We start from the raw sequence: 24,245 nt of genomic DNA on the forward strand, positions 1-24,245 counted from the left end.
ATAGTAAAATCCTTGGCTTCTATGCCGTTATCCTACTCTTTTGACCGAGGGTAGGAGTTTTTGGTTTTTTACTGTCACTTTTGACCATTCTTAGTATTTGAGCAGAAGAAAGTAACCCAACTAAGCATACCAGGGGGTAAAAATTAATGTCAAAAGCAGCGCTAGTAGTCTTCAGTGGTGGACAAGACAGCACTACATGTCTGTTCTGGGCAATGCAACACTTTGATAAAGTGGAAGCGATTACGTTTAACTATAACCAAAGACATAAACAGGAGATAGAGTGTGCTACTACTATTGCCAATGAATTTAAGATACCTCATATGGTTTTAGACATGAGCTTGCTGAATCAGTTGGCTCCTAATGCGCTAACCAGAAGTGATATCGAAATAAAAGCCGGTGAAAACGGACAACTACCTACAACATTTGTAGATGGTCGTAATTTACTCTTCCTGTCATTTGCAGCAGTAGCCGCCAAACAAAAGCAGATTCGTCATATTGTTACAGGGGTTTGTGAGACTGATTTTAGTGGTTATCCCGACTGCCGTGACGTTTTTGTCAAATCAATGAATGTTACTTTAAATCTGGCAATGGACTACCCGTTTGTCATTCATACTCCCTTGATGTGGATAGATAAGGCCGATACCTGGGCGTTAGCCGATAGCTTAGGTAAATTGGAGTACATTCGTCAGAATACACTTACCTGTTATAATGGCATCATGGGAGACGGGTGTGGCGAATGTCCCGCATGTAAACTACGGAATGCTGGTTTGAAAAAATATCTTGAAACAAAGGCAGGCAAACAATAATTGGGAAAATTTATTAAACTAACGAAGGTTGATCGTAAGGTGTGCAATGGTTGACATCCTTTATCCGATAATCGAAATATTTAGTAGTATTCAAGGTGAAGGCTTTCATATGGGTAAGGGAGCAACCTTTATTAGGGTCGCGGGATGTAATCTAAGATGCTCATGGTGTGACACCGGGTATTCCTTTGATTTGTCAAAATCAAAGTGGATGAGTGTTGATGCTATAGTAGCTGCTGAGCATTTTTCTCATCAGCTTGTTGTCATTACCGGAGGAGAACCGACATTATACAATCTTGAACCATTAGTACGGGCATTACATAAATTAGGTAAGTATGTCACTATAGAAACCAATGGCACAAATCCAATACCGGTTGAGTGGGGGATCGATTGGATTACTGCATCCCCAAAACCAGCTAACGGATTTGCTTTGTCTTGTCGGGCGGATGAATTGAAATATGTAGTGGATGACGAATTTAGCATTGATGTTATCAGCAAGCATGATGTACCAGAAGGAAGGATCTTTCTTCAAATAGAAAGTGGCCGGCAAGAGTCACTCCAAAAAGCATATGATTTAATTAACCGCTATCCGGAACTACAGTTACGACTAGGGATACAGATGCATAAAGTTCTTAATTTTAGGTGAGAGTTTATTATTTTGTATAGTAAGGCCCTATGCAGACCAAACGCTCACCTATTTTTTAGGTAAGCGTTTTCTTAGATAACATGAAGGAAAGGATGGGCAAATATGGAAAACATAACAAATCGGCTTATTGTTGCACTCGATGTTCCTACAACAGAACAGGCCATTAGTGTGGTAGATTCATTGGGAGAACTTGTGCAATATTACAAGGTTGGGATGGAAGCATTTTATGGAATGGGGCATGCTGTATTGGCACAAATCGCCGGTCGCGGCAAGAAAACCTTTCTCGATCTCAAGCTGCACGACATTCCCACAACGGTAGCCAGAACAGTAACAACCCTTTGCCAGTTTTCACCGGCATTTCTTACCTTACATGCAGCAGGCGGATCAAAGATGATTAAAGCAGCGATTGGGGCAGCCGATGAATGGGCCGGTAAAACCAATCGACCGCGTCCCAAACTGCTGGCTATCACAGTTTTGACAAGTATTGGCGAGCGTGATTGGGTTGAAATTGGCTACCAGAGTCCCATACGTGAGTCAGTACTGCGGATGTCAGTCATGTGCAAGGAAGAAGGACTTGACGGTGTTGTTGCCTCTCCCCGGGAGGCTGGCGCCATTCGCGCCTTGTGCGGGCCGGACTTCTTGATTGTTACACCAGGCATACGTCTTCTTCCTGATGAACAGGGGGATCAAATGAGGACTGCCACACCGGCCCAGGCGCTGAAGGTGGGCGCAAACTATTTAGTTGTCGGTCGACCGATCTTATCAGCAGATAATCCTCGTGAAGTAGCCGCAAGTATCATAAATGATATGAAGCCCGCCGAGCAGGAGGCTACTATTTAGGTAAAGCACGGAAGGTGGTGTCATTATGGAAGGAGAAAAAATCATACAATTGGCAGAGCCGATACTCCTGAAAAATGGCCGGGTTATTGATCCAGCCCAAGGCATTGATGGTCCTGCAGATGTTCTAATTTCTGAGGGTCAAATAGCTGCTCTTGCTCCAAAATTGTCTTGCGAGGGAGCTATCAGGATTGATTGCACCGGCAAGTGGGTGGTACCGGGATTGATTGATGTTCATTGCCACTTACGCGAACCAGGTTTTGAACACAAAGAGACAATTGAAACTGGCAGCAAAGCCGCCGCTCACGGTGGATTCACAACAATCGTAGCCATGGCTAACCTCAATCCTGTTCCGGATAAGCTCAGTGTGTATAACAAAATCCAGCAACTAATTGCCGAAAAAGCCCTCGTGCATGTTATTCAGGCTGCCAGCGTCACCAAGGATTTAAAAGGACGTGACCTGTGTGATATGGCTACGCTGGCGGCTGCAGGGGTTCGGATATTTTCTGATGATGGGCTGTATATTGATCGTGCTTCGGTATTGTATCAAGCGTTACAGTTAGCCAGGAAGTTAAAGGTCGTACTTTCGCTGCATGAGGAAGATGCAACCTTAAAATCGTATTGGCCGACTGCCTATGAACCGGTTAATGAGATTGCCGCCATAGCGCGCGATCTCGAAATCTTGCGTGTTACTGGCGGGCAGGTACATTTTCAGCATTTGAGTACAGCAAATAGTATTGAGTTGATTCGCCGGGCAAAAAAAGAGGGGCTTAATGTAACAGCAGAAGTTTGTCCGCATCATTTAACTCTTTCATTAGCCGATGTTATCCATCAAGGCACAAATGCCAAAATGGCTCCGCCTGTACGCACCCACGAGGATATTGCTGAACTAATTCACGGCTTGGACGATGGAACGGTGGATATGATTGCCACCGATCACGCACCACATGCCCTAGATGACAAGAATGTGACCTTTGACTTGGCGGCCAATGGCATTGTTGGCTTTGAAACAGCGCTGCCTACTTTACTCACTAAACTTGTGCATGAGCAAGGCAAATCACCTGCCTGGCTGATTAAACGCATGAGCAGCAATCCGGCACAAATCTTTGGTCTTCCCGGGGGAACGCTGGCAGCAGGAGCAGCAGCAGATGTCTGTGTTATTGATCCGATTCGGGAATGGACAATAGATAAAAATGCTTTTTTTTCAAAGAGTCGTAATACACCCTACCACGGAGCCAGCGTAAAAGGCAGTGTTTGGCTTACTTTAGTTAACGGAAAGGTAATCTTTGATGGTAGAGCAAGCCGTTAAAGATTACCTTTTGTTAAATAAAATTATTATGATGAAATAAGGAGGAGAAAAAGTGGAATTGCAAAGCAAGCAAAATCTGTTTTCGGGTGAGGATGAAGCCACCTGGAAACGCCGCTGGAAAGTGATGTATGCCTCGATAGCCGGGTATGCCATGGATGGATTGGATATGCTGATTCTTTCCTTCGTTATGACCGCCATTATAAAGGAATTCGGCTTGTCTTTCGTTGATGCTGGCTTAATTGCGACCTATACTTTAATAGGGGCAGTCATGGGTGGTTATATTTTTGGCATTATGGCCGACTACATAGGCCGGGTAAAAGTATTCGCACTTACCATTATTCTTTTTTCAATTTTTACGGGACTGTGCGCAATAGCAAGTTCCCTAACTGAACTGAATATCTACCGTTTTCTATCTGGTTTGGGTCTGGGAGGCGAATTTGGCATCGGAATGACACTTGTCGCTGAAACCTGGCCTGCTGCCAAACGGGCGCGTGCGACTGCTGGTGTAGCTATTGGCTGGCAGCTAGGTGCAGTATTGGCTGCCGTTCTCGCAGCTATGGTAGTTCCACATTTCGGCTGGAGAGGTCTTTTTGCCATTGGCGTGTTACCTGCCTTATTTGCTGCTTGGGCACGGCGGGGTCTGCCTGAACCTGATATTTGGGTTAACCGCAAGATAATGAAAGACACGGTCGCAAAAAAATTAGCTAACAAAGAAGCACTTTCTGATACTGAAAAAGAATTTTGGAATAAGGCTAACAAGTTCCCGCTGACTCATCTCTTTGCCAGCAAAAGAAAATTCATAACTACTTTTGCGCTTACAGTAATGACCAGTGTCCAAAACTTCGGTTATTATGGCATCATGATTTGGCTGCCAACTATCTTGATGCAAAAACATAACCTTTCACTCAATAAAACCACAACATGGATGATTGTTACGGTAATCGGAATGGTTATCGGTATTTACCTTTTCGGACAATTCGCTGACCGAGTGGGTAGAAGACCGGCCTATATTACCTTCTATATTTGCTCAGCGGCGGCTGTTTGGATATACTCCATTTTGAATGATCCAATTTTTCTCCTCATCGGCGGCGCTCTCCTCGGCTTCTTTTGCAATGGAATGATGGCCGGTTATGGTGCACTATTATCTGAGCATTACACTACCGACGCCCGCTCTACAGCGCAAAACTTTATCTTTAATTCAGGCCGGGCTGTCGGCGGTTTTGCCCCGGTTATTATCGGTATGCTGGCAGCCAAGTATACTCTCAACGGCGCCCTGGTAATCCTTGCCTTTATGTATGTGGCAGCCGCAGTGAATGTATTTTTCCTGGTGCCGGAAACAAAGGATGTTACGTTAGATTAGAAAAATTGTCTCAGCAGAAGAGGTCCTGCCTTGCCAGTCAAGGCAGGACCTCTTTTTTACTTTAGTTTAAGTTGAACATTGATTTGAGGACAACTGCCGCGCCCCCGGGTATTTGTCAACTCGTTCAACGATAACCCTGTCCATTATAGCCCGTACTGCGGCTTTTTTTCATCGCTGGTAAAATTTCCTTTGTCAAAACTGGTCTTAATTGTAGCGGCAATTTCGGCCGTCGAGCGAGCAGGGGCGATAGTAGCCAATTCGGCTTGGTATGCTTTTTTCATTTGCGCAATATCGGCTAATTGACGGCTGATATCTTGCAGTTGGCTTTCGGCATCATTCTCAGTCAACATCTTTTGCCGAAACCAGCGAAGAACGCTTTCTCTTTGCTTTATCAGCTCTTTTTCAGCGTTGCCCATTTGCTCTAGTGCTGCTTTATGCTGCTGCATGTCTTTGCCTTCAGGAACTGCCTGAATATGCTCGGCAAGCTTATCATGATTGTGATAGAATTCCAGCAAGTAATTGAAAACATACTCATCCAATACTTTGGTAGGAACTTGCCTGGCTGTACATGGCTCCAGGCCGGAATACGCATAGGAGGTGCTTTTCTGGCTAAGACAGGCATAGTAGCTGATATGTTCTTTACAGCCAGAATGCGAGATAACCATAGCTCGCCCGCAGCGGGCACAGGTAATCCTATATATGCTGGAAACTATCCAATATTTTTTTGCGCGGGGCGAGGGGATACCCCGCGCATTGAGCTCCTTGCAGATTCGTGCTGTACCCATTTTATTGATAACAGAGAAGTTGAAAATCATTCTAACAATATTGGCTTCATTTTCACCTCAGTTAATCCTATGCTGACTCAGGTTGTCTGCTTGACGGAAATCTTATTAAAAATTCATATCAGCAGACTCACATTTAATTTGTGAGTATACAGTTTGCGTGTTATAATATACTCACGAAAAATTTGTGAGTATACCGGTTTTCCTGGGATATATACTCATAAATTTAATGTGAGTATATATGTATTTAGGTTTGAGAGGTAACTGAAAATGAATATTGAGCTACGTAAAAACGGAACGTTTTATCTGAAAGACAGCAGCTATAATCCTGAAACCAAGCTTCCTAAAAACACCTCTATTTATCTTGGTTCCAATCCTCTGCAGGCAAAAGCTAAGCTAAAAACGTTTACAGATGATTTGGCACTTCTCGATCAAATACCTGACACACTACCGTATGAGATTGAACTTAACAAGGCCATTAAGAATCTGCAAAAATTGAATACGTTGCAGACAGAGGGTGTAATGAGGCTTATTAACTATTATTTAAATGACCTCTTACATGCCAAGCAGTTTATTCATAAGGCAAAGCAGGGAAGCATTCCGCCTACTAGTGATTGTCCGGGTTGCCGCTTTAAAACCGCAAATCGCTGTGACCACTTTAAACAAAATTTTTTGATCGGAAATAATAGATATAAAGAAGGTACGCCAATACGATGTCCGGCCTATGAATTAGGGCAAGTAAAATTGCCGGCAGGTTCAATTAAGCTGCCGCGAGACTTTAGATAGTTGCATTACAATTATTTCCAGGAAATAATTGTAAATCTATTTTTATACTGATTTGCATCCTGGGTTTTGTGAAACCGTAGAAGTAAATCAGCATTTAAAACTGGTATTTTTTCCCGCAAACACTTAAGCATTAGGTCCTCGCTATTCGAGGATTGATAACTAAAATACCCTAATGCTTCTAAAAAACACTCAAATAGAGCGAGACATTGCTTTCTTTTTAAGGCTAACCAAAGTATGCAAAATATGTTTCCTCATACGAGCCACGTGGAGTGCACAGTTCTGCTGAAAAGAAAACACAGCCCGTGAAGCTAGGCGGCGCCTGACTTCATGGCTGTGGGGAAATATGGTATATGTTTCCTTAGACGTAGGAAGAAAACTTTAGGTATTAATATTGTGAAAGCATAACTGAAGAAAATGCCATCAGATTTCACATAGTCTGATGGTGTTTTTTATACTCTGTTTTTTAAAAAAACTGTAGAGCATGAACGGCGTTAACAACCAGTTTCGCTCCTATTTCAATGTTGGCATGAATGTAGGGCTGACCGAAGCGCAGATGAGGAGCTTGGTAGTAGTTCTCGAAGCCAGAGTCGGACAGCAGGAAGCCGATAATGCAGCCGCTGAACAAGGTTATAGAAAGCAGAATACGCAAGTAAGTATACTGGCTTCCGATCCAGCGCCCACTATAATCGATATTTTGATACCATCATTGACACAGCGGTTTTTCACAAAATAAATGATTATAAAATGATTATAAATTGATTTTATATTGATATTTGGGTATAATAAATATAGGTAGAATTCTAACATAAAGAGGTGAAACAATATGAAAGCTATCATTCGTCCCATGACGGATTTGGCAAAGAAGATGGACGAAATTGAACATTTTTGTATTACCGAAAGCTTACCGGTATATATCACGAAAAAAGGCACTGGCAGGCTGGTTGTCCTTGGTCATGCAAACTATGAAAATCTAATGTCCGAACTCGAAAAAATTAAAGAAGAAAATGAATTGTATAAATCTCTTATTCAAGCGGCGGGCGAGAGCCGTAGAGGCGAAAGTCGGGATGTTAATGATGTCTTGGACGAATTAGACGCTGAATTAAGGGAGCGAGAAGATGACGACAGGCAAACAGAGCGGAAAGTATCAGGTTAAAATCGTACCTACGGCTCAGAAAGACCTCCGGGATGCAGCTATGTATATAGCGCAAGACAGTTCTGCGAATGCCAGAAAATTTGTCGCAGACGTAAAGGCCAGAACAATGTTTTAGCGAATAGTCCCAATATCTGTTTACCGCCTAGAGCGTACCCTTTTTTAGCGGAACAAGGATACTTACGGTTTTCCGTGCACACAAACTATTCAGCCCTATGGGTCTGGAACGGGCCGGTTATTGAGATACATCGTATTTTACACAACAAGAGAAATTGGACGCTGATCATAAGTGGCCCTGAAGACATGGAAGGAATATAACCCTCCGAATAATTCGGAGGGTTATATTCCTTCATGCACTGTTTAGCTTACCCTGCACCGAATGATAGGCGCCTTGCTGGTTTTTTTGCGCCAGCAGAATAACATTGGCTTTGCGGATGGCCTGAGGATAGGTAAGCAGGTTAGCCCTGTTTCCAGAGCACTTGCAAAGATTCGGCAAAAGGCTCGTCTGTTTTTTGAGCAGTCATGAGCAATTTAGCAGGAGCAACAAAACTTGTGAACCTGTAGCACGTTCAAAGAATTCATCAAATATGTTAAATAATTCGTGCTGAAGTTGAGTATAATTGATTATTTGAGATTGCTCCAACGTGCGCAATTAATTAGTGTGATGGAGGAGGCGGCGTGCTCCCTCTTGGAAAAAAATTCAGCCCTGGATATTTATTTCTATTGAAAAGCAATCTGATAAGTTGAAATTAGCAGAAGCGTTTGCTATGGGAGTATTGATAAAAAAGATTCCGCTACCATGCTGTGTTGGTCTCAATTAAAAGTCATGGGATAAAAATAATCAGCATGGAAGGTAAAAGAGTTATTAATTAATTCTGGATTTAATATGTCTGATGAGGAATATTGACAAAACCTATCTTAATACCGAGTTAGCTCAGGCTCTAGCTGCGAAGTCATCTTCACTGATGGCAAGGACATTTGAGAATATGGGAATAGCTTCTGGATTTATAATTTTGGAAGCTATGAATCAGGGATTGGGTGCATGGTATTACTAAGCAGCCTTGCGGCCCATAAAGCCACAAACTGGCTGCTTTTATTTATACTGATTTGCATCCTGGGTTTTGTGAAACTCAGGATGCAAATCAGTATTTTAAATTCAGTCAGGCAAATACACTCTCTGATAGACGCACTATTTTTCAATCTCAAAATTATCTATACGATTTTTGGCAAGGGTATGGCCGAATAATGGCGAATTATATACCTGCTTATTCAATGCAATGGTAAATAATTTCGGAATGAAACGAGTGGATGGATATGTTACCTTCAATTCGGCAGCAATTGACGTTAATTATATGCTCTTTGATTTTGCTAGCGATGGTTTCAACGCTGACGATTAGTTATTCTTTAATTGCAGCAGATTACGAAACCAATATGCAACATAACAACTCGGTTATGTCAGAAAGCTTGGCAGGTAATATCACTCAATTCATGCAGAATGCTTACAATATTAGCCAATTTATCGCAGAGTATCCCGATTTGGAAAAGTGGGATACAAAAAGACAACAAAAACTATTGGCAGATACGACAAAGCTGTATCCATTTTTCCAAGTACTGGCCGTGCATAATCTTAATGGAGACCAATTAGCCAGATCAAGTGGTCTTTTGGCTAATCGCTCTGAACGCTGGTGGTTTAAAATGTTCATGACGGAAAAGCAGCCATTTATCTCTAAGACTTATTATTCACTATTCTCTGAGTCTCCTGTCACAACGATTGTTCATGGCATATACTCAAATGGCAATTTAGCCGGACTGCTTATGGCTGATATTGAAACAAACAAATTACAGCAGATGGTCGAGAATTATAATTCTGGGGAGGGTAGCTACGCCTATCTTTTAGATGGGGAAGGTGTGGTGATTGCTCATCCTAATAGGCAACAGGTTGCCGAATTGTATAACTACAAAACCATGAAGAAAAAGGTGTTATTGCGAGATGCTGGCGGCAGGATAGTAAAAGATGATAAGAATAACGAAATTACCGAGGAAATCAATTTTGACGTTGCGTCTTCCCTGCAGACTATTATTACTAAAGCTATGGCCGGCGAAATTGGAGTTGGTGAATATACTGACCTTAACGGCGAGGAGTATCTGTGTGCTTACCGGACTATAGCATTGCCAGGAGCATCTGCCCCGTGGAGCCTGATTGTTGTACAAAAGAAAAGTGCTGCTATGGCCTTTATGGAGTATGTAACAGTAAAGACTACTATTGTGGGAATGTTGGTCATTGTGTTTGCAATACTCTTGACAATTTGGTTTTCACGGAAAATAACCAATCCATTGATCGATGTTGTGAATGCCACTAACCAAATCAAAGAGGGCGATTTGGCAGTGCAGCTTGCCATTAAATCGTCTAATGAAATTAATGCGTTAGCGAAAAATTTTAATCAGATGGTAGCTGAGCTGCGCCAACACCGTGAAGGTTTGGAAGAGTTGGTGGAAGCACGCACGGTTGAGCTGGGTGCTGCTAATCAAGAGCTAACAGCCATGAATGAAATCTTAGAGGATACAAATCAACGGTTGAATGATGAAAACAAAGCTAGGTGTCAAACCGAAGGCAAGCTTGTTTTGCGTGAACGGCAATACCGAGCCATAACAAGCCTCTTGATACGAGCCGGCGATGACACGGAAGATATCCTTGCGTTAATTTTGCATAATGCAGTCCGCCTGCTCAACTCGGCAGCAGGCTATATCGGCTTGTTTGATGAGGGCGGAAAGACTTTTTATATACATAATGGTATCGGGATTGATGCAGCTTTGATCAGGAAACCGCTACCGGTTGAAGTTGGGATGAAATGGCAGGTTTATACTAGTGGTGAGATTTTCTATGTTGAGGACTATCGTAACTATCCCGGTTGCCTCGACGATAAAAGAATGGATTCTTCAGCAAGCAGTGTGATTATGACGCCGCTGAAACAAGCGGGTAAGGTTAAAGGCGTTCTTGTGTTAAGTTGGGAGGATAACATACATCCAGTCAATAAGGAAGATTTGGATGCTTTGCGTCAGTTTGGCGATTTGGCTGTGGTAGCGCTGGAACGGGATATGATCGAGAAGAAAATTAGCCACATGGCATTTTGCGACCCATTAACAGGTTTGCCTAATCGGGCGAGTTTAACTGCTTTTCTTGAGGCCGAAATGGAGAAGGCTCATCGCGGCGAAACACAGGGTATTATTTTGTTTATTGATCTTGATGATCTTAAAGCGGTAAATGACAATTTTGGGCATTCTTTTGGTGACAATATTATTGTTGCAGCAAGTCAGCAGATTGTTGTTGCAGTCGGTGAACAGGCTTTTGTGTCCCGCATTGGCGGTGATGAGTTTATTGTTATTATGCCGGGGAAGAGCAGCAGGGGAAGAGCGGCCCACATTGCAGACATAGTCCTTGCAGAACTTTGTAAAGAGTACGAAGTCGCTACCCAAAAAATTCAAATGTCAGCCAGTATTGGAGTTGCGGTGTATCCTGATGATGGTGATAGGGCGGAGGATATCCTAAAAAAGGCCGACAGTGCTATGTATGCTGCTAAGAAGGCGGGAAGAAACTGCTGGCGTTTTTATGAACCAATTTTACTACAGGCGGCTTATGAAAAGATGATGCTGACAAATGGTTTGCGTCGTGGATTAGAACGGGGCGAATTCTTTCTAAAGTATCAGCCGCAGTTTACTGCAAAGGGTGACCGTATTGTCGGGTTTGAGGCCTTGCTGCGGTGGAATAGTCCTGATCATGGTTTCGTGTCGCCAGCAAAGTTTATTCCTTTGTCTGAGCAAAACGGACTTATTTTGCCTATTGGGCAATGGGTGCTTCAAGAAGCCTGCCGGTTTGCCCGGCGACTAGCCGATATGGGGAAAGAAAGTATTCGTGTAGCGGTGAATATATCGTCTCGACAGCTGATGGCAGATGATTTTGTTACCCATGTTCGCACAAGTATTGAGAATGCCGGCATAAAGCCATGGCAAATTGAAATTGAAATTACGGAAAGTGTTTTTATTGAATCTATGGAAGAGAGTGTTTTCAAACTTTGTCAGTTACGGGATATTGGAGTGATATTGGCGCTAGATGATTTTGGCACAGGCTACTCTTCGTTAACTTATTTACGCAGTTTACCTGTGGGAGTATTGAAGATAGATAAGTCATTCATTGACAAGATTAGTAATGATAAAATGCAGCTGCAGGTGGTAGGCTCAATTATTGATTTAGGTCATAATCTGGGGTTGACGATAGTGGCTGAAGGGGTGGAATTGGAAGAACAGTTAAACATATTGAAAGTGCTTGGATGTGACTATATTCAAGGATATATTTTCAGTAAACCGCTAACGGAGGAAGCCGCTGCTATGTTGGTGGTGCAAAGAAACAATACATAGTAAAAAGTACTATATAAATAAGCGCCTACCCCAAAAATCAGGTAGGCGCTTATTGCTATTGTGCGCTACGGGCCATTAGACGGGCCACTTTATTGGCAAAACTGATGGGGTCATCTGGGGTAATTCCTTCCATCAGCAATGCTTGTCCATACAATAAATCACAATAATCGTTAAATGAGTCAGAATCAGGAGCTGTCTGATACAGATTCTTCAGTACACCAAATATCTCATGATCAGGATTAATCTCAAGAATCCGGCTAGCTTTATACATAGTTTTGTTCATTTCCGATAAAATTTGTTCCATGGACAGGCTAATGCCGCTATCATCGCTAACCAGGCATACGGCACTGGATTTTAAGCGATTGCTGATTTTAACGTCAGCTACTTTACCGGTAAGGCGTTCCTTGACGGCCTTGATCAGCGGCTCATTTTCTTTTGCTAGTGCATCAATATCCTTTTTGGTTTCAGGCGAGTCAATGTCGTCAAGTTCCAGGTTGCCGCGGCTGACTGACTGAAACTTTTTCTCTTCATATTCTTGCAAGGCATCAATAGCAAATTCATCTACCCGGTCAAAAAGATAGAGCACTTCAATGTTCTTTTCACGCAGTAATTCCATTTGTGGTAAGCGTTCCACTGCGGAGCGGTCTTTGCCTGTCGCGTAGTAGATAACCTTTTGGGTTTCCGGCATGCGTTTGGTGTAGTCTTCCAGCGTAGTCAGCTCATCGGCCGCCTGCGAGGTGGCAAAAAGCAAAAGGTTCTTTAATTTATCCCGGCTCTGGTACTCAGAATATATGCCAGTCTTGATGGCTTTGCCGTACTCATGCCAAAATTTTTCGTATTTCGGCCGATCTTTTGATAGCATAGTTTCCAGCGTTTTTAGTATGCTTTTCTCCAGATTTTTGCCAACCCGTTTCAACTGTTGACTCTGTTGGAGCAGTTCACGGGAGATATTGAGGGAAAAGTCGGGAGAATCGACTAACCCGCGAACAAAACGCAGGTACTCAGGCAGGAGATCCTGACAATTATCCATGATAAAGACATTTTTTGAATATAAACGAATGCCTGTCGTAGACTCGCGCTGGTAAAAGTCAAAAGGCGCATGCGATGGAAGAAACAGCAGACTGGTATATTCTACAGCTCCTTCCACTTTGGAGTGGATAATCTCCAGGGGATTTTCCCAGTCATGGAATAGATTTTTGTATAATTGATAATACTCCTCCTGAGTGATGTCGTTTTTATTCTTAGTCCAGAGGGGGGCCATAGAGTTGAGTGTACGAACTTCAACGGTCTTGGTGGGCGGGGCATCTTCTATCACTTTGCCGTCCGCATCCAGCGGTTTTTCCTCTTTAGTAAAATTCATCTTAATTGGGTAGCGGATATAATCAGAATATTTTTTGATCAGGTTTTCCAGACGGTAGTTGTTGAGAAAGTTTTCCTCAGCATGTTCGGCAGAGCGATATTCCTCTTTGAGGGTTAAGATGATTGTCGTACCTCGAGTATCTTTGGCGTACTCTTCAATAGTATAAGTGCCATCACCGTTTGACTCCCAGCGAATGCCCTTAGACTGACCGGGAGCACGGGTAAGTAAAGTAACTTTTTCTGCTACCATGAAGGCCGAATAGAAACCAACGCCAAATTGACCGATTAGTTCAGTATCAGCTGCTGAGCCAGCTGTTTTTATTTTATCTAAAAAGGCTTTGGTGCCAGATTTGGCAATTGTGCCGATGTTTTCCACAACTTCGGCGTAGGTCATACCCATGCCATTGTCAGAGATAGTGAGGGTGTTGGTCGTTTCGTCAGGCAGGATAAAAATTTCAAAATCAGCAGTGTCTTCAAGCAAGTCATGATTTGTTAATGATTCAAACCGAATTTTATCAATAGCATCTGAGGCGTTTGAGATAAGCTCCCGTAAAAAAATCTCCCGGTTTGTATAAATTGAGTGAATCATTAGATCCAGTAGCTGCTTAGTCTCAGCCTGGAATTCTTTTGTTTCTTTGTTGATTGTTTCTTGAGACATTACGAACCTCCAATATCATCAAAAATTCTGTTGTTAGCACTCTTAGAAGCTGAGTGCTAACACTATCTAAATAATAACGAAAATAATTTATAAAATCAAATATTCGATAACAGAAAAAAGACAGATACCGGCGTATTCCTACCAAATTTGCAAGATATCTCCTGCTTTTGTGGTATAGCATGTTTTTTCTCAAAATGATGTTCTAATTTTCCTTGAACATATGCAGCAATGACAGAGCCAGACCGGTCAGAACCAAGATAGCTATTCCAATTGCCCCCAATATATTGCCGTTATTTTTCAGCCAACGGGCATATGTCAAGGCATGAAAACCAATGACAGCACCTATAACGAGGTTGATATAATTCATTAGTCATTACCCCTTATCGGCATGCTCTTAAACATTAGTCCGGTACGACGGATTTTAGTATTGATTTGGACATGAATTTCAGCCTCAGGATAAAGGCTGTTCCAATTAAAACTGGCAACCTCATCATAGGTCTGGAACTTAGGTCGGAAGTAGCGGCCAAAATTAACAACATCAGTTTCCAGCGCTTGCGTATGGTTAAGCATATCTACCATTTCTAGCTTGATGGTTTTTGACACTTCTTGTTCCAGAAGTTTCCTGTTATCCTCGGATTCATAGTTAATATCGCTGGCAATACTGGTGAGTTCGCCTTCTAACAGCACATCAATATCAATAACAGGCCGGTTATTTACGAAGCCAACATTAATTTGTGGATCTTTGCCTAGCCGGAAAAGAATATGCACATTCCGCTCGGGTTTTTTGGGATCAATTATAGTTAAGAAGCCTTTAGGAAAATTCCCCATAAGAATAGCCATCATGCGTGTTTCTTCATTAGTCAGCATCCCTGCCAGTTTGCCACCCTTAAATACAGCCGTACCAATAACAGCGGCAGGATTACCGCCTTCACGCGGTATATCGCCGGGCAAATACTCTTTTGCTCGTTCTGGTGGGATTGGGTTGGCTGTAGGCCTGTCTGTACCTGATAAGGGATTAATTCCCGCCAACACGGCATAGGGAGCGCCGCTCGTAGTCTTTAGTCGATTATAAAATTCATGAACATGCGTAGGCAGTAAATAGCCGGTCTCACTCCCTGATAACAAGAGACCTTCAATCCAGCGTGAAGGTAATACTTCAATTGACGGCTTATTTTTGTTGATAAATTCCTGTGCTGTATTACGAACCACCATCATAAACATAGATCCGCGAAATTCACGAAACCGGAGGAGTGGTCCTACTAAATTCTCTAGTCCCTGTCGTGCTAATTCTTCACTGACGATCCATACCTTAACATGGGATAAATTAGGGGCCCGGCCAATTGAGGCGCCGAGCAAAGACTGGCCTTCGGCTAGGGAGGGAGCCTTGATGGTAGTAATAACCACGCTTTTGTCACGGTCTGCATTACTGCCACTTCCACTAGTGCCTAGTGCCCTGGGAATAGCAATCAGATAGGTAATATTTATCTGTTCGTTTGGCAGATAATCAACACCAACAGCCAAAACATAGGCCACTTCGTCGGTTTCCTTAGCACCGGAACAACCTGATAGTATAAGGCATACGGCTAAGCCTAAAGATAATATAGTCAATCGGCAGAACACGACTGGCCCCCCTTTTTGCTAGTCTTCACCATCGCCGCTACCAGCAGCAGCGGTGTAAGGGAAAATAGAGTAGTGGTAAAGAAGTTAGCTACTACAAACTCATCCAGGCGAATAACGGTGGCAATATCAGGTGGTATCATGGCTAGCTGCGCAATGATATAAGCCAAGAGCGGAATGAGTGGTTTAAGGGCTGGCAGCTTCAATAAACGGGTAATTAAATAGGCTCCCATATAAAGGCTGATAGCAATTCCCAGCAACCCTACAATAACCCACAGTATGATAAATAATGACTCAATCCGTTGCAGGTAGCGGCTCAAATATACTAAGCGTGACATCTCAAAAAAAGGTAGTGTTTTTTCACTTGCCACGGCCACTCCAAATACTATGATGAATACCATCATGGAAAATGCCTTGAGCAAGACACAGCCCATTATTCCAAAGATACTAGCCCATTTAAAAGTTCGGACATTCTGCATAGCAGGTGCAACAATCACAAGAACCAGCGCGCCAAAGTTGGTACCTGCTCCATACATTCCCTGTTTGAGTGAAGGTAGAAGCCCGTAACCCTGCCAGGGAGCTAGATTATAAATGTCATAATTGGGAGCTAATAAGAGCAGGACTATTAGTAAACTAAAAACGCTTATCGGCAATAACAAGTAGGTTCCGCGTGCCAATACTTCCAGTCCTAAGCGTGCACCTAGTGCAGCGATAAAAGCATACCAGCCGACAATGAAATTAAACTCCATTTTGGGTAAGGCTGTAAGTAAGGTATTCTCGGCAAATTGGCGCAGTAAGAGCGCTGCGTTAAGAAAGAAAATAACAATGCATACGCTTGTCACTACCCATGCACCAACACGTCCTATCAGCTGTTCAGAAACGCTATAAAGGTCGCCAGGCGTCTGCTGCAAAATATAAACCCAGGCGATAATGGTCAAGATCGCGGGTAAGCCGGCAACAATGCCTACCCACCAGCTGGCAGTAGCGACATCTGCGGCGTCATTGGCAGGTGATGTCAGAAAAATACGAGGCAAGAGTATAATAAATACTAAGGCCATTCCCTCAGCCATACCCATGCGTCCAGGTTGATAACTCATGGCTTATCTTGTCCTCCTAGTGGTTTTTCCTTTAGCCATTCGCGACTTACGGCAGGCTGCCTTATAGTATCTTTGGTATCCAAACCGTCTGGTCGTTTCTCTTGCTGAAACACGGGACCGCGCACCACCACATCCAGGTTGCCCTCCACCCGGGGAGCTATTGGCAGCATATACGGCATACCGAAAGATTTCATACTGCATAATAAGAGTACAAGCAGTAGTAACCCGGAAGCAACGCCGACTAAGCCTAATCCCGCTGCCAGCATAAGCATGAGAAAGCGGAAAATGCGGAAAGCCAGTGCCATCTGAAAATCAGGAATAGCGAAGGAAGCAAGTCCTGATAAGGCGATAATAATAACTACAATCGGACTGACAATATTGGCAGTAACCGCGGCCTGCCCCAGAATAAGCGCACCGACAATTCCGATTGTCGACCCCAGCACTCCTGGAATCCGCAATCCTCCTTCCCGAATAAGTTCAAAAGAAAATTCCATGAGGACAATCTCAATGAGTGCGGGAAATGGTACTCTTTCGCGGGCGCCGGCAATAGCCAGAGCAATCTCGGTAGGTAGTGCCTCCTGATGGAAATAGTTAATTGCCAAATAGAAAGAAGGCAGTAATAGCATAATAAAGGCAGCAGCAAGACGCAATATACGCAGCCCAGTACTTGCAATTGCTTTAAGCGAGAAATCTTCTGCTGAATGAAAGAATGTAAAAAAGTTGACAGGCACAACATGGGCAAGCGGCACGCCATCAAGTATAAAGGCTACCCGGCCTTCGGCCAGATGCACACACACCCGGTCAGGCCGTTCCGTTGAAAGGGCCTGGGGAAACAGATTGCCAGGATGATCCTCAATGAACTGCTGGAGCGACCCGATATCTCCCATATAGTCGGTAGAAATTCCCTCAATCCGGCGCTTTAGTTCAGCTACGAGCAACGGATTGGCCACAGACTCTAAATACATAATGGCACAGCTGGTATTGGTTCTTTTGCCGACAGATAGGATCTCGGTAACAAGCTCACTGCTCTTTAACGTACCGCGAATCAAGGCAGTATTAATGCGCAGCCCTTCACTAAAAGCTGCCTGTGATCCGCGCACCGTTTGCTCTGTTGTAGGTTTATTTACGCCGCGCTGCACCATACCTCTGGTGTTAATTAAGACAGCTTCAGGAACACCATCAACGAAGAGTGCGGTATCCCCACTGTTGATACCATGCTGGACAGATTGGTAATCTATGGCTTTGTTGATTTGGTTGGCAGGTAAACATTCCTCGATAATCTGAGCGGTAAGACCGCCAGGAGCACCGCCTTCTCGCACATGATCAGCCGAGAAAAGCATTAATGGCTGTAAAACAGCCAGATTGAGTGTTTTACTATCAACCATACCATCTAAAAACACCAGCATAGCTTTTATCGGCGGGGCAAAAGGCAAAATAAGATTACGAATAATAAGATCTCTGTTGTGCGGCAGCTTGTATAGTTTTTCCAGCAGCGCGCGGTTTTCGGCAAGCACACCACTCACCTGCCTGTTATCCGGGTGACTTGCGGCGTCATAAGCTAGTCTGACAGGAGAACGCTCTGCCTTAATCGCTGCCAGTTTTTTAACCACAGCTTTCATTTGTTTTAGATGAGTAAACTGACCTGGTTTAAGATGTTTAGCCGCCATTTCTAAGACTTCTTTTAGCTGTTTGGCTTGGCGCAAAAGTATCTGAAGTTCCTCCGCCGGCCCCACAAGTCCGTTTTCTAAGCGCAAACTGCTGTTTTGTTGCTTTTGGTCTAACCTATCATCTAATACAAAGGGAGTAGGAGTATGCGGTGGCTGATAGACAAGGATGTTTTTCAAATATTTGTAGGTTTTAGAAAAGATAGTCTCCATAGCAGCGTTCCTCCTTTCGAACTATTTTGTGGTTATTATTACCAAAAAGCAGTTTAATTATTATGTGAGTAGTTCTGAGAGTAAAGCAAAAGCACATCCAACCATGGTTGGATGTGCTTTTGCTTTACTCTTGATTACTATCATATTGTCCCAGGATACGAACAGCATCTGCTGCGGGCAGTTGTTCAACGTCCTTAAGTTTCCGTTCAATGGCTCTGGTGCGTACGGCAGCAGCGTCAATTTGTTTGCTGGCCTGATCCAGCTTTTCCTTGGTCTTACTAAGAACATCGCCGAACTTACCAAACTCTGTTTTTACAGCGCCCAGAAGGCCCCAGACTTCACTTGATCGTTTTTCAATCGCCAATGTCCGAAATCCCATTTGCAGACTATTCAATAACGCCGCCAGCGTAGTTGGACCTGTAATACTAATACGATATTCCCGCTGTAGGCTGTCACATAGTCCAGGACGCCGTAATACTTCGGCGTATAATCCTTCGATAGGCAGAAACATAATAGCAAAGTCAGTAGTATTGGGCGGATCAATATACTTATCTTTGATGGTTTTAGCTTCCAGACGAATCCTGGTCTCTAAACTGGCCGCAGCAGCGGCGGCCAGTTCGGCATTAGCCATATCCTGGGCTTCTAACAGCCGTTGATAATCTTCCTGGGGAAACTTGGCGTCAATGGGCAGCCACACAGGAGTATCATTACTATCTTTGCCTGGCAGGCATACGGCAAATTCTACCCGGTCCTGGCTGCCACGCTTTGTTGCCACATTGGCAGAATACTGCTCAGGGGTTAGGACTTGTTCTAATAGCGAGGCAAGCTGCATTTCACCCCAGATGCCACGGGTTTTAACGTTGGACAAGACTTTCTTGAGATCTCCGACCCCGGACGCCAGCTGCTGCATTTCTCCCAACCCTTTGTGCACTTGTTCCAGACGCTCGCTCACAAGTTGAAACGACTCCCCCAACCGTTTTTCTAGCGTTGCATGCAGTTTTTCATCTACCGTTGCCCGCATTGCTTCAAGTTTTTTGCTGTTATCATTTTGAATATCCATAAGTTTGACTTCAATTGTCTCACGGAGTTTGTCAAGTCTTTGTTCATTAAGCTGAATAAGACGCGTAAATCGCTGGTCATTACTATTCGTAAATTCATGCAGCTGGCCTGCCAGTTCTTCCCGCAGTATTTTACTCGTAAAAGCCAGTTCCTGGCGATTTTTTCCCAGTTCATCGCGCAGCATGGCCTCAAGGCGTTCCTGATTATAGGCGAGTTGCTTGAACGGCGTCAAGTCTGGACTCCCAGCCTTGTTAGCCTTTACTAGCAGCAGTAAGAGTAATCCGCCGTTACCGAAGAGTAAAAGCAGCGTGATTGCAGCAAATATGTCATTCATTAGTTACACCATCCCTTAACTTAGTTAGCTCTTTCTTATTCAAGACGAGTAAGGGCAAATCCTGTTGTCAACTAGAAATTTCACTTATGTCTGCTTTTTTTGAATAAAGCAGGAGTTCTTTTGATATTAATAGAAAATAATGTCATGTGTAGATTTTTATAAATTGTGGCATTGACTTTACAAGGAGGGTTTATATGTCTAATAAAGAACAAATGATAAACCAAACAATTAACAAGTATGAGCAATATATTAACCCGGCTATGGCCAAACTGTTCCGATTCATGGGGCTGTCTACCATTGAATGGGAGGCCGAAGGTACTATTATCAAGGACATTGGCGGTAAGGAATATATCGACTGTCTGGGGGGCTATGGGGTATTTAGTCTGGGACACCGTCACCCCAAAGTGGTTGAGGCTGTTAAGCGCCAACTAGATTTCATGCCGCTATCAAGTAAGGTGTTATTTGATAAGCCGATGGCTGATTTGGCAGAACTTCTGGCTGAAATAACGCCTGGTGACCTTCAATATAGCTTCATCGTCAACAGTGGAACGGAAGCAGTAGAAGGCAGTCTCAAGCTGGCACGGGTCCACACCGGCCGGAGTAAGTTTGTTGCTACCACCAATTCGTTTCATGGCAAAACACTAGGCTCCCTGAGTGCTACTGGACGGGAAATGTTCCGGGAGCCGTTTCAACCGCTGCTTGCGGGCTTTAGTCATGTGCCATTTGGTGATATTGATGCTTTAGCCCAAGTTGTGGACAAGGAGACAGCAGCTGTCATTATTGAACCCATTCAGGGCGAAGGGGGAATCATTGTCCCTCCTGATACCTATCTGCCTGCAGTACGTGAGATCTGTGACAAAACAGGAGCACTGCTGTTATGTGATGAAGTACAAACCGGGTTAGGCCGTACCGGCAAGATGTTTGCGGTTGAGCACTATGGTGTGGTGCCTGATATTATAACAACCGCTAAAGCCTTAGGCGGCGGTATTATGCCTATTGGTGCGTTTACAGCGCGGCCAAAGGTCTGGGATAAGTACATCACCAGTCCGTTTTTGCATACCTCAACCTTTGGCGGCAACCCACTGGCCTGTGCAGCTGCTATCGCCGCTGTCAGCGTTATCCGCGAGGAGGGCCTACTTAAGCGGGCTGAACAAAGCGGTCACTATTTTATGGGTAAGCTAACAGAGCTAGCCAAGACGTACCCTGAGGTAATAGCCCAAGTACGCGGCAAGGGTCTGATGATTGGCATAGAACTGACTAAAGAAGGTATTGGCGGGTTAATCATGTCTGAAATGATTGACAAAGGTGTTCTTATTGCGTACACACTTAACAATCCTAAAGTTATGCGAATTGAACCGCCGCTTATCATTGAGCAGGAGCAGATTGATTATGTCATTTCAGCTTTGTCAAGTGCATTAGTAAAGGCACAGGATATGCTGGAAGACCTATAGTTTTGCATAAATAGCATAATTGGACAGGAGGAAATGAATATGCCGTATGTAGAAGTGACTTTGCCTGTTAACGCTGATCGCAGCCAAATTTATCCTATTTTAAAGGATATGGAGAAATACCCCGAGTTTATGGCTGATTTGGTTAGCGTTGAGGTTATTGAACGAAAAGACAATACCACCATAACGAAATGGGTATCAAATGTAGATGGTCGAATTATCAAGTGGACTGAGCTTGATAATTTTGATGATACCAATATGCATATTAGCTATAAACAAACCGAAGGCGATTTAAAAAGATTTCAGGGCGAATGGATATTAACACCAATTGCCAGCGGCACCGAGATCAAACTAACCGTTGATTTTGAATTTGGCATTCCGATGATTGCGGGATTGCTTAATCCGATTCTTAAGAGAAAGGTACGGGACAACAGTATGAATATGTTGACCGCCATCAAGGAACGCATGGAAAATCGGGCTTAAATGCTTGTTGTTAATTATAAGTTAATCACTTATAATTAATATAGATTCATAAAAAGAATGGAGGAGCGATGTCATCTTTAGCTAGCGTGGAATAGTTAAGACGGTAAAGTTTACTATAGAATAAAATATATGCTATGGAGGTGTCTTAATGAACACGCTTAAGACTACTGTTTTACTTGCTGCACTAACAGGTTTACTAATTGCAGTTGGTGCCTTTTTTGGTGGCACTAAAGGCATGACGTTCATGTTTGTTATTTCGATTTTGATGAACTTTGCCAGCTACTGGTTTAGTGATAAAATTGTACTCAATATGTATGGTGCGCAAGCGGTTACGCCCCAAGATGCCCCAGACTTAATCCGCATGGTGAGCAATTTGGCGCAAAAGGCCAAACTGCCGATGCCTAAGGTTTATATTATCAATACAGATGTGCCTAATGCCTTTGCCACCGGTCGTGATCCTGAGCATGCTGCTGTCGCTGTGACAACAGGTATTATGCGCGCGCTCAACTATGAAGAGTTAGAAGGCGTTGTCGCTCACGAATTGTCTCATATCAAAAACCGTGACACTTTGATTAGCACTATTGTTGCTAGTCTGGCTGGTGTCATCACCATGATTGCTAATATTGCACAATGGACAGCCATCTTCGGCCTGGGTCGTGGCGATGATGAGGAGGGGGGCGGTATCGGCGGTATTATTGAGTTTGTCTTCCTGGTTGTACTGGCACCGCTAGCTGCTACTCTTATCCAGCTTGGTGTCTCTCGTTCGCGCGAATATCTGGCTGACCAAACAGGAGGCTCTATTTCCGGCAATCCATTAGCACTAGCCAGTGCTCTTAAGAAGATTGAATACTTTGCCCAACACCGGGTAATGGCTGAAGCTACTCCTGCTACCTCTCATCTCTTTATCATTAACCCGTTTAGCGGTGCAGGCGGCATGATGGTTAGTCTATTCAGCACCCACCCGTCAACAGCTGATAGAGTGGCTAAATTGGAAGAACAGGCAAAAAAAACAAGGTAACAGCAAGCATAAGAAGAAGGAGCATATCATTGTGATATGCTCCTTCTCTTTATACTTGGCATGGTTGACGGACTGATGGAGAATTGGGGTTTCTAACTTAGTTGGCCCCAATGCTGTATGCTAGTCGGGAACTCGTCGTAAAAATCGGCGGCAATGACAGGATTACAAGAGATTAAGTTCTTTGGCGATCATCTTGGTTATTTCTCTGGCTTTGCCGCCGGTTGCTCCGTCTAATGCTTCAATATTGGTTGCGACAATATATCGTTGACCATGTTTTTCTATACAACCGACAAACCAGCCTGAAATCCACTTTCCATCCGCAAACCCTGAGCCAGTTTTGCCCATAAATTTGATGCCATTACTGTCTGATAACGTGATGTTCTTTTTTACTATCTCTTGTGTGCTTGCTGAGAACGGCAATTGATTGGCAAATAGTTTATTAAGTAAGTTTACTTGTTCTATTGCCGAGATTTGCAAGGAAGATCGTAGCCAGAAAGTGGTCAATCCGCCGGATATGTCTCGATTGCCGTAATCAATTTTGTTTAGGTACTCCTGCATGCGCTCTTGTCCTATACGGGACGCCAGCTCCTGGAAGTACCAGACCACTGACTCTTGGGTTGCAGAGGCCAGCGTGTGGTCATGGTTCCAGTGGGGAAAATCGTACTTTGTTCCGTTCCATTTAAACAGGGTGAAGACATCCTCCTGATCTAACACACCTGTTTCAAGTCCAATGAGGGAATTGTAAATCTTAAAGGTTGAGCAAGGGGAGAGTCTTTTTTTGCTTTGTGATTCGTTGTAGATCACATAGTGATCGTTTGCCGGGTCATACATAACAAAGGTACCGGTAAAGCCTGCAAAATATTTCTCAAAATCATTCCTTATAGTAATTTCGGCCGCACTCGCACTACTTAGTGTAAGGTTGAGAGCCACTGCGCACAATATGAGCACAAGAATTTTTTTCACTTAGTCATTCCTCCTAATCGTTCCTTCAATAATCAAGTATAATCTGATGCTAGCACCAATTTCTACTAGTAATCGGGCCAAAGAGAATTCGCTTTGTACTAGCATAAGATCATCTTCATATAACACTGCAATAGTACTTTAATGTTATACCCAATAAATGTTGAATGCAAGCTTTGCTCAGGGACCCATATAAACTGCAAATCAAAAAAACTGCTAAATTTTTGTAGTTAGCAGAATCCTTTTGCA

General features: G+C 43.5%; 20 protein-coding genes and 1 pseudogene. 12 read left to right on the top strand and 9 right to left on the bottom strand.

Annotation, left to right across the window (positions count from 1 at the left end):
• Positions 1 to 146: 146 nt before the first annotated feature.
• From queC to SALPA_RS25005, 5 genes are all read left to right on the top strand, one after another.
• Positions 147 to 806: a 7-cyano-7-deazaguanine synthase QueC gene (gene queC / locus SALPA_RS24985; protein WP_145100449.1), complete on the top strand. Its 660-nt coding sequence runs from the start codon at positions 147 to 149 to the stop codon at positions 804 to 806.
• A gap of 28 nt (positions 807 to 834) precedes the next feature.
• The gene (locus SALPA_RS24990; RefSeq protein ID WP_255451346.1) at positions 835 to 1,449 is read left to right on the top strand and encodes a 7-carboxy-7-deazaguanine synthase QueE; all 615 of its coding nucleotides are present in this window, start codon (positions 835 to 837) and stop codon (positions 1,447 to 1,449) included.
• Between the two features lie 102 nt (positions 1,450 to 1,551).
• Positions 1,552 to 2,289 carry an orotidine-5'-phosphate decarboxylase gene (gene pyrF / locus SALPA_RS24995; protein ID WP_145100455.1) on the top strand — a complete coding sequence of 246 codons (738 nt, stop codon included), beginning with the start codon at positions 1,552 to 1,554 and terminating at the stop codon, positions 2,287 to 2,289.
• Positions 2,290 to 2,314: 25 nt separating this feature from the next.
• A complete protein-coding gene (locus SALPA_RS25000; protein ID WP_145100457.1) occupies positions 2,315 to 3,595 on the top strand; it encodes a dihydroorotase in 1,281 nt (426 codons plus the stop codon).
• Between the two features lie 52 nt (positions 3,596 to 3,647).
• Complete coding sequence (locus tag SALPA_RS25005) at positions 3,648 to 4,955, top strand: MFS transporter (protein WP_255451347.1); 1,308 nt, start codon at positions 3,648 to 3,650, stop codon at positions 4,953 to 4,955.
• Between the two features lie 143 nt (positions 4,956 to 5,098).
• Here SALPA_RS25005 and SALPA_RS25010 read toward each other — a convergent pair whose 3' ends face one another.
• Positions 5,099 to 5,668, bottom strand: coding sequence for a zinc ribbon domain-containing protein (locus SALPA_RS25010; RefSeq protein WP_370516743.1), 570 nt, complete (start codon positions 5,666 to 5,668; stop codon positions 5,099 to 5,101).
• Positions 5,657 to 5,782, bottom strand: a pseudogene (locus SALPA_RS33345) (recombinase family protein); the annotation flags it as partial. The gene SALPA_RS25010 and the pseudogene SALPA_RS33345, both read right to left, overlap by 12 nt.
• Positions 5,783 to 6,007: 225 nt before the next feature.
• On the opposite strand from SALPA_RS33345, the gene SALPA_RS25015 reads away from it, so the two are divergent.
• The 4 genes from SALPA_RS25015 to SALPA_RS25030 all read left to right on the top strand — a co-directional run bounded on the left by SALPA_RS25015 (position 6,008) and on the right by SALPA_RS25030 (position 12,086).
• Positions 6,008 to 6,523: a hypothetical protein gene (locus tag SALPA_RS25015; protein WP_145100462.1), complete on the top strand. Its 516-nt coding sequence runs from the start codon at positions 6,008 to 6,010 to the stop codon at positions 6,521 to 6,523.
• A 481-nt stretch (positions 6,524 to 7,004) separates the two neighbouring features.
• Complete coding sequence (locus tag SALPA_RS25020; protein ID WP_145100465.1) at positions 7,005 to 7,256, top strand: hypothetical protein; 252 nt, start codon at positions 7,005 to 7,007, stop codon at positions 7,254 to 7,256.
• A 90-nt stretch (positions 7,257 to 7,346) separates the two neighbouring features.
• Positions 7,347 to 7,676, top strand: a complete 330-nt coding sequence (locus tag SALPA_RS25025) for a type II toxin-antitoxin system Phd/YefM family antitoxin (RefSeq protein WP_145100468.1) — start codon at positions 7,347 to 7,349, stop codon at positions 7,674 to 7,676.
• 1,311 nt (positions 7,677 to 8,987) lie between these two features.
• Positions 8,988 to 12,086 (top strand): EAL domain-containing protein, encoded by a 3,099-nt coding sequence (locus SALPA_RS25030; protein WP_186451227.1) that lies wholly within the window; start codon positions 8,988 to 8,990, stop codon positions 12,084 to 12,086.
• Positions 12,087 to 12,141: 55 nt separating this feature from the next.
• Here the strand turns inward: SALPA_RS25030 and htpG are convergent, their stop codons facing one another.
• The 6 genes from htpG to SALPA_RS25055 form a co-directional block, all read right to left on the bottom strand.
• Positions 12,142 to 14,103, bottom strand: a complete 1,962-nt coding sequence (gene htpG, locus SALPA_RS25035; RefSeq protein WP_145100473.1) for a molecular chaperone HtpG — start codon at positions 14,101 to 14,103, stop codon at positions 12,142 to 12,144.
• A gap of 202 nt (positions 14,104 to 14,305) precedes the next feature.
• Positions 14,306 to 14,470: a hypothetical protein gene (locus SALPA_RS29305; RefSeq protein ID WP_186451228.1), complete on the bottom strand. Its 165-nt coding sequence runs from the start codon at positions 14,468 to 14,470 to the stop codon at positions 14,306 to 14,308.
• Positions 14,470 to 15,723: a Ger(x)C family spore germination protein gene (locus SALPA_RS25040; RefSeq protein WP_145100476.1), complete on the bottom strand. Its 1,254-nt coding sequence runs from the start codon at positions 15,721 to 15,723 to the stop codon at positions 14,470 to 14,472. Before SALPA_RS25040 ends, SALPA_RS29305 begins: the two co-directional genes overlap by 1 nt.
• The gene (locus SALPA_RS25045) at positions 15,708 to 16,817 is read right to left on the bottom strand and encodes a GerAB/ArcD/ProY family transporter (protein WP_145100479.1); all 1,110 of its coding nucleotides are present in this window, start codon (positions 16,815 to 16,817) and stop codon (positions 15,708 to 15,710) included. Before SALPA_RS25045 ends, SALPA_RS25040 begins: the two co-directional genes overlap by 16 nt.
• On the bottom strand, positions 16,814 to 18,694 hold the full coding sequence (locus SALPA_RS25050; protein WP_145100482.1) for a spore germination protein: 1,881 nt from the start codon (positions 18,692 to 18,694) through the stop codon (positions 16,814 to 16,816). The genes SALPA_RS25045 and SALPA_RS25050 overlap by 4 nt, the downstream gene beginning before the upstream one ends.
• A gap of 124 nt (positions 18,695 to 18,818) precedes the next feature.
• Entirely contained in the window at positions 18,819 to 20,087 is a 1,269-nt protein-coding gene (locus SALPA_RS25055) for a DNA recombination protein RmuC (RefSeq protein WP_145100486.1), read from the bottom strand.
• Between the two features lie 194 nt (positions 20,088 to 20,281).
• Between SALPA_RS25055 and SALPA_RS25060 the strand changes: the two genes are divergently transcribed.
• The 3 genes from SALPA_RS25060 (at position 20,282) to htpX (ending at position 23,036) form a co-directional block, all read left to right on the top strand.
• Entirely contained in the window at positions 20,282 to 21,538 is a 1,257-nt protein-coding gene (locus SALPA_RS25060) for an acetylornithine/succinylornithine family transaminase (protein WP_145100489.1), read from the top strand.
• Positions 21,539 to 21,577: 39 nt separating this feature from the next.
• Positions 21,578 to 22,018 (top strand): type II toxin-antitoxin system RatA family toxin, encoded by a 441-nt coding sequence (locus tag SALPA_RS25065; RefSeq protein ID WP_145100492.1) that lies wholly within the window; start codon positions 21,578 to 21,580, stop codon positions 22,016 to 22,018.
• 148 nt (positions 22,019 to 22,166) lie between these two features.
• Positions 22,167 to 23,036, top strand: a complete 870-nt coding sequence (gene htpX, locus SALPA_RS25070; RefSeq protein ID WP_145100495.1) for a zinc metalloprotease HtpX — start codon at positions 22,167 to 22,169, stop codon at positions 23,034 to 23,036.
• 162 nt (positions 23,037 to 23,198) lie between these two features.
• On the opposite strand, the gene SALPA_RS25075 is transcribed toward htpX, so the two are convergent.
• Positions 23,199 to 23,999, bottom strand: coding sequence for a class D beta-lactamase (locus SALPA_RS25075; protein WP_145100498.1), 801 nt, complete (start codon positions 23,997 to 23,999; stop codon positions 23,199 to 23,201).
• Positions 24,000 to 24,245 lie beyond the last annotated feature (246 nt).

The sequence above is a fragment of the Sporomusa sp. KB1 genome, from assembly GCF_007830295.1.
Taxonomy (GTDB): Bacteria; Bacillota; Negativicutes; order Sporomusales; family Sporomusaceae; genus Sporomusa.

Excerpts from the sequence above, each read along its gene's own strand:
- queC (WP_145100449.1), top strand. The coding sequence starts at position 147 with ATGTCAAAAGCAGCGCTAGTAGTCTTCAGTGGTGGACAAGACAGCACT.
- pyrF (WP_145100455.1), top strand. The coding sequence starts at position 1,552 with ATGGAAAACATAACAAATCGGCTTATTGTTGCACTCGATGTTCCTACA.
- SALPA_RS25000 (WP_145100457.1), top strand. The coding sequence starts at position 2,315 with ATGGAAGGAGAAAAAATCATACAATTGGCAGAGCCGATACTCCTGAAA.
- SALPA_RS25015 (WP_145100462.1), top strand. The coding sequence starts at position 6,008 with ATGAATATTGAGCTACGTAAAAACGGAACGTTTTATCTGAAAGACAGC.
- SALPA_RS25020 (WP_145100465.1), top strand. The coding sequence starts at position 7,005 with ATGAACGGCGTTAACAACCAGTTTCGCTCCTATTTCAATGTTGGCATG.
- SALPA_RS25025 (WP_145100468.1), top strand. The coding sequence starts at position 7,347 with ATGAAAGCTATCATTCGTCCCATGACGGATTTGGCAAAGAAGATGGAC.
- SALPA_RS25030 (WP_186451227.1), top strand. The coding sequence starts at position 8,988 with ATGTTACCTTCAATTCGGCAGCAATTGACGTTAATTATATGCTCTTTG.
- htpG (WP_145100473.1), bottom strand. The coding sequence starts at position 14,103 with ATGTCTCAAGAAACAATCAACAAAGAAACAAAAGAATTCCAGGCTGAG.
- SALPA_RS29305 (WP_186451228.1), bottom strand. The coding sequence starts at position 14,470 with ATGAATTATATCAACCTCGTTATAGGTGCTGTCATTGGTTTTCATGCC.
- SALPA_RS25045 (WP_145100479.1), bottom strand. The coding sequence starts at position 16,817 with ATGAGTTATCAACCTGGACGCATGGGTATGGCTGAGGGAATGGCCTTA.
- SALPA_RS25050 (WP_145100482.1), bottom strand. The coding sequence starts at position 18,694 with ATGGAGACTATCTTTTCTAAAACCTACAAATATTTGAAAAACATCCTT.
- SALPA_RS25055 (WP_145100486.1), bottom strand. The coding sequence starts at position 20,087 with ATGAATGACATATTTGCTGCAATCACGCTGCTTTTACTCTTCGGTAAC.
- SALPA_RS25060 (WP_145100489.1), top strand. The coding sequence starts at position 20,282 with ATGTCTAATAAAGAACAAATGATAAACCAAACAATTAACAAGTATGAG.
- SALPA_RS25065 (WP_145100492.1), top strand. The coding sequence starts at position 21,578 with ATGCCGTATGTAGAAGTGACTTTGCCTGTTAACGCTGATCGCAGCCAA.
- htpX (WP_145100495.1), top strand. The coding sequence starts at position 22,167 with ATGAACACGCTTAAGACTACTGTTTTACTTGCTGCACTAACAGGTTTA.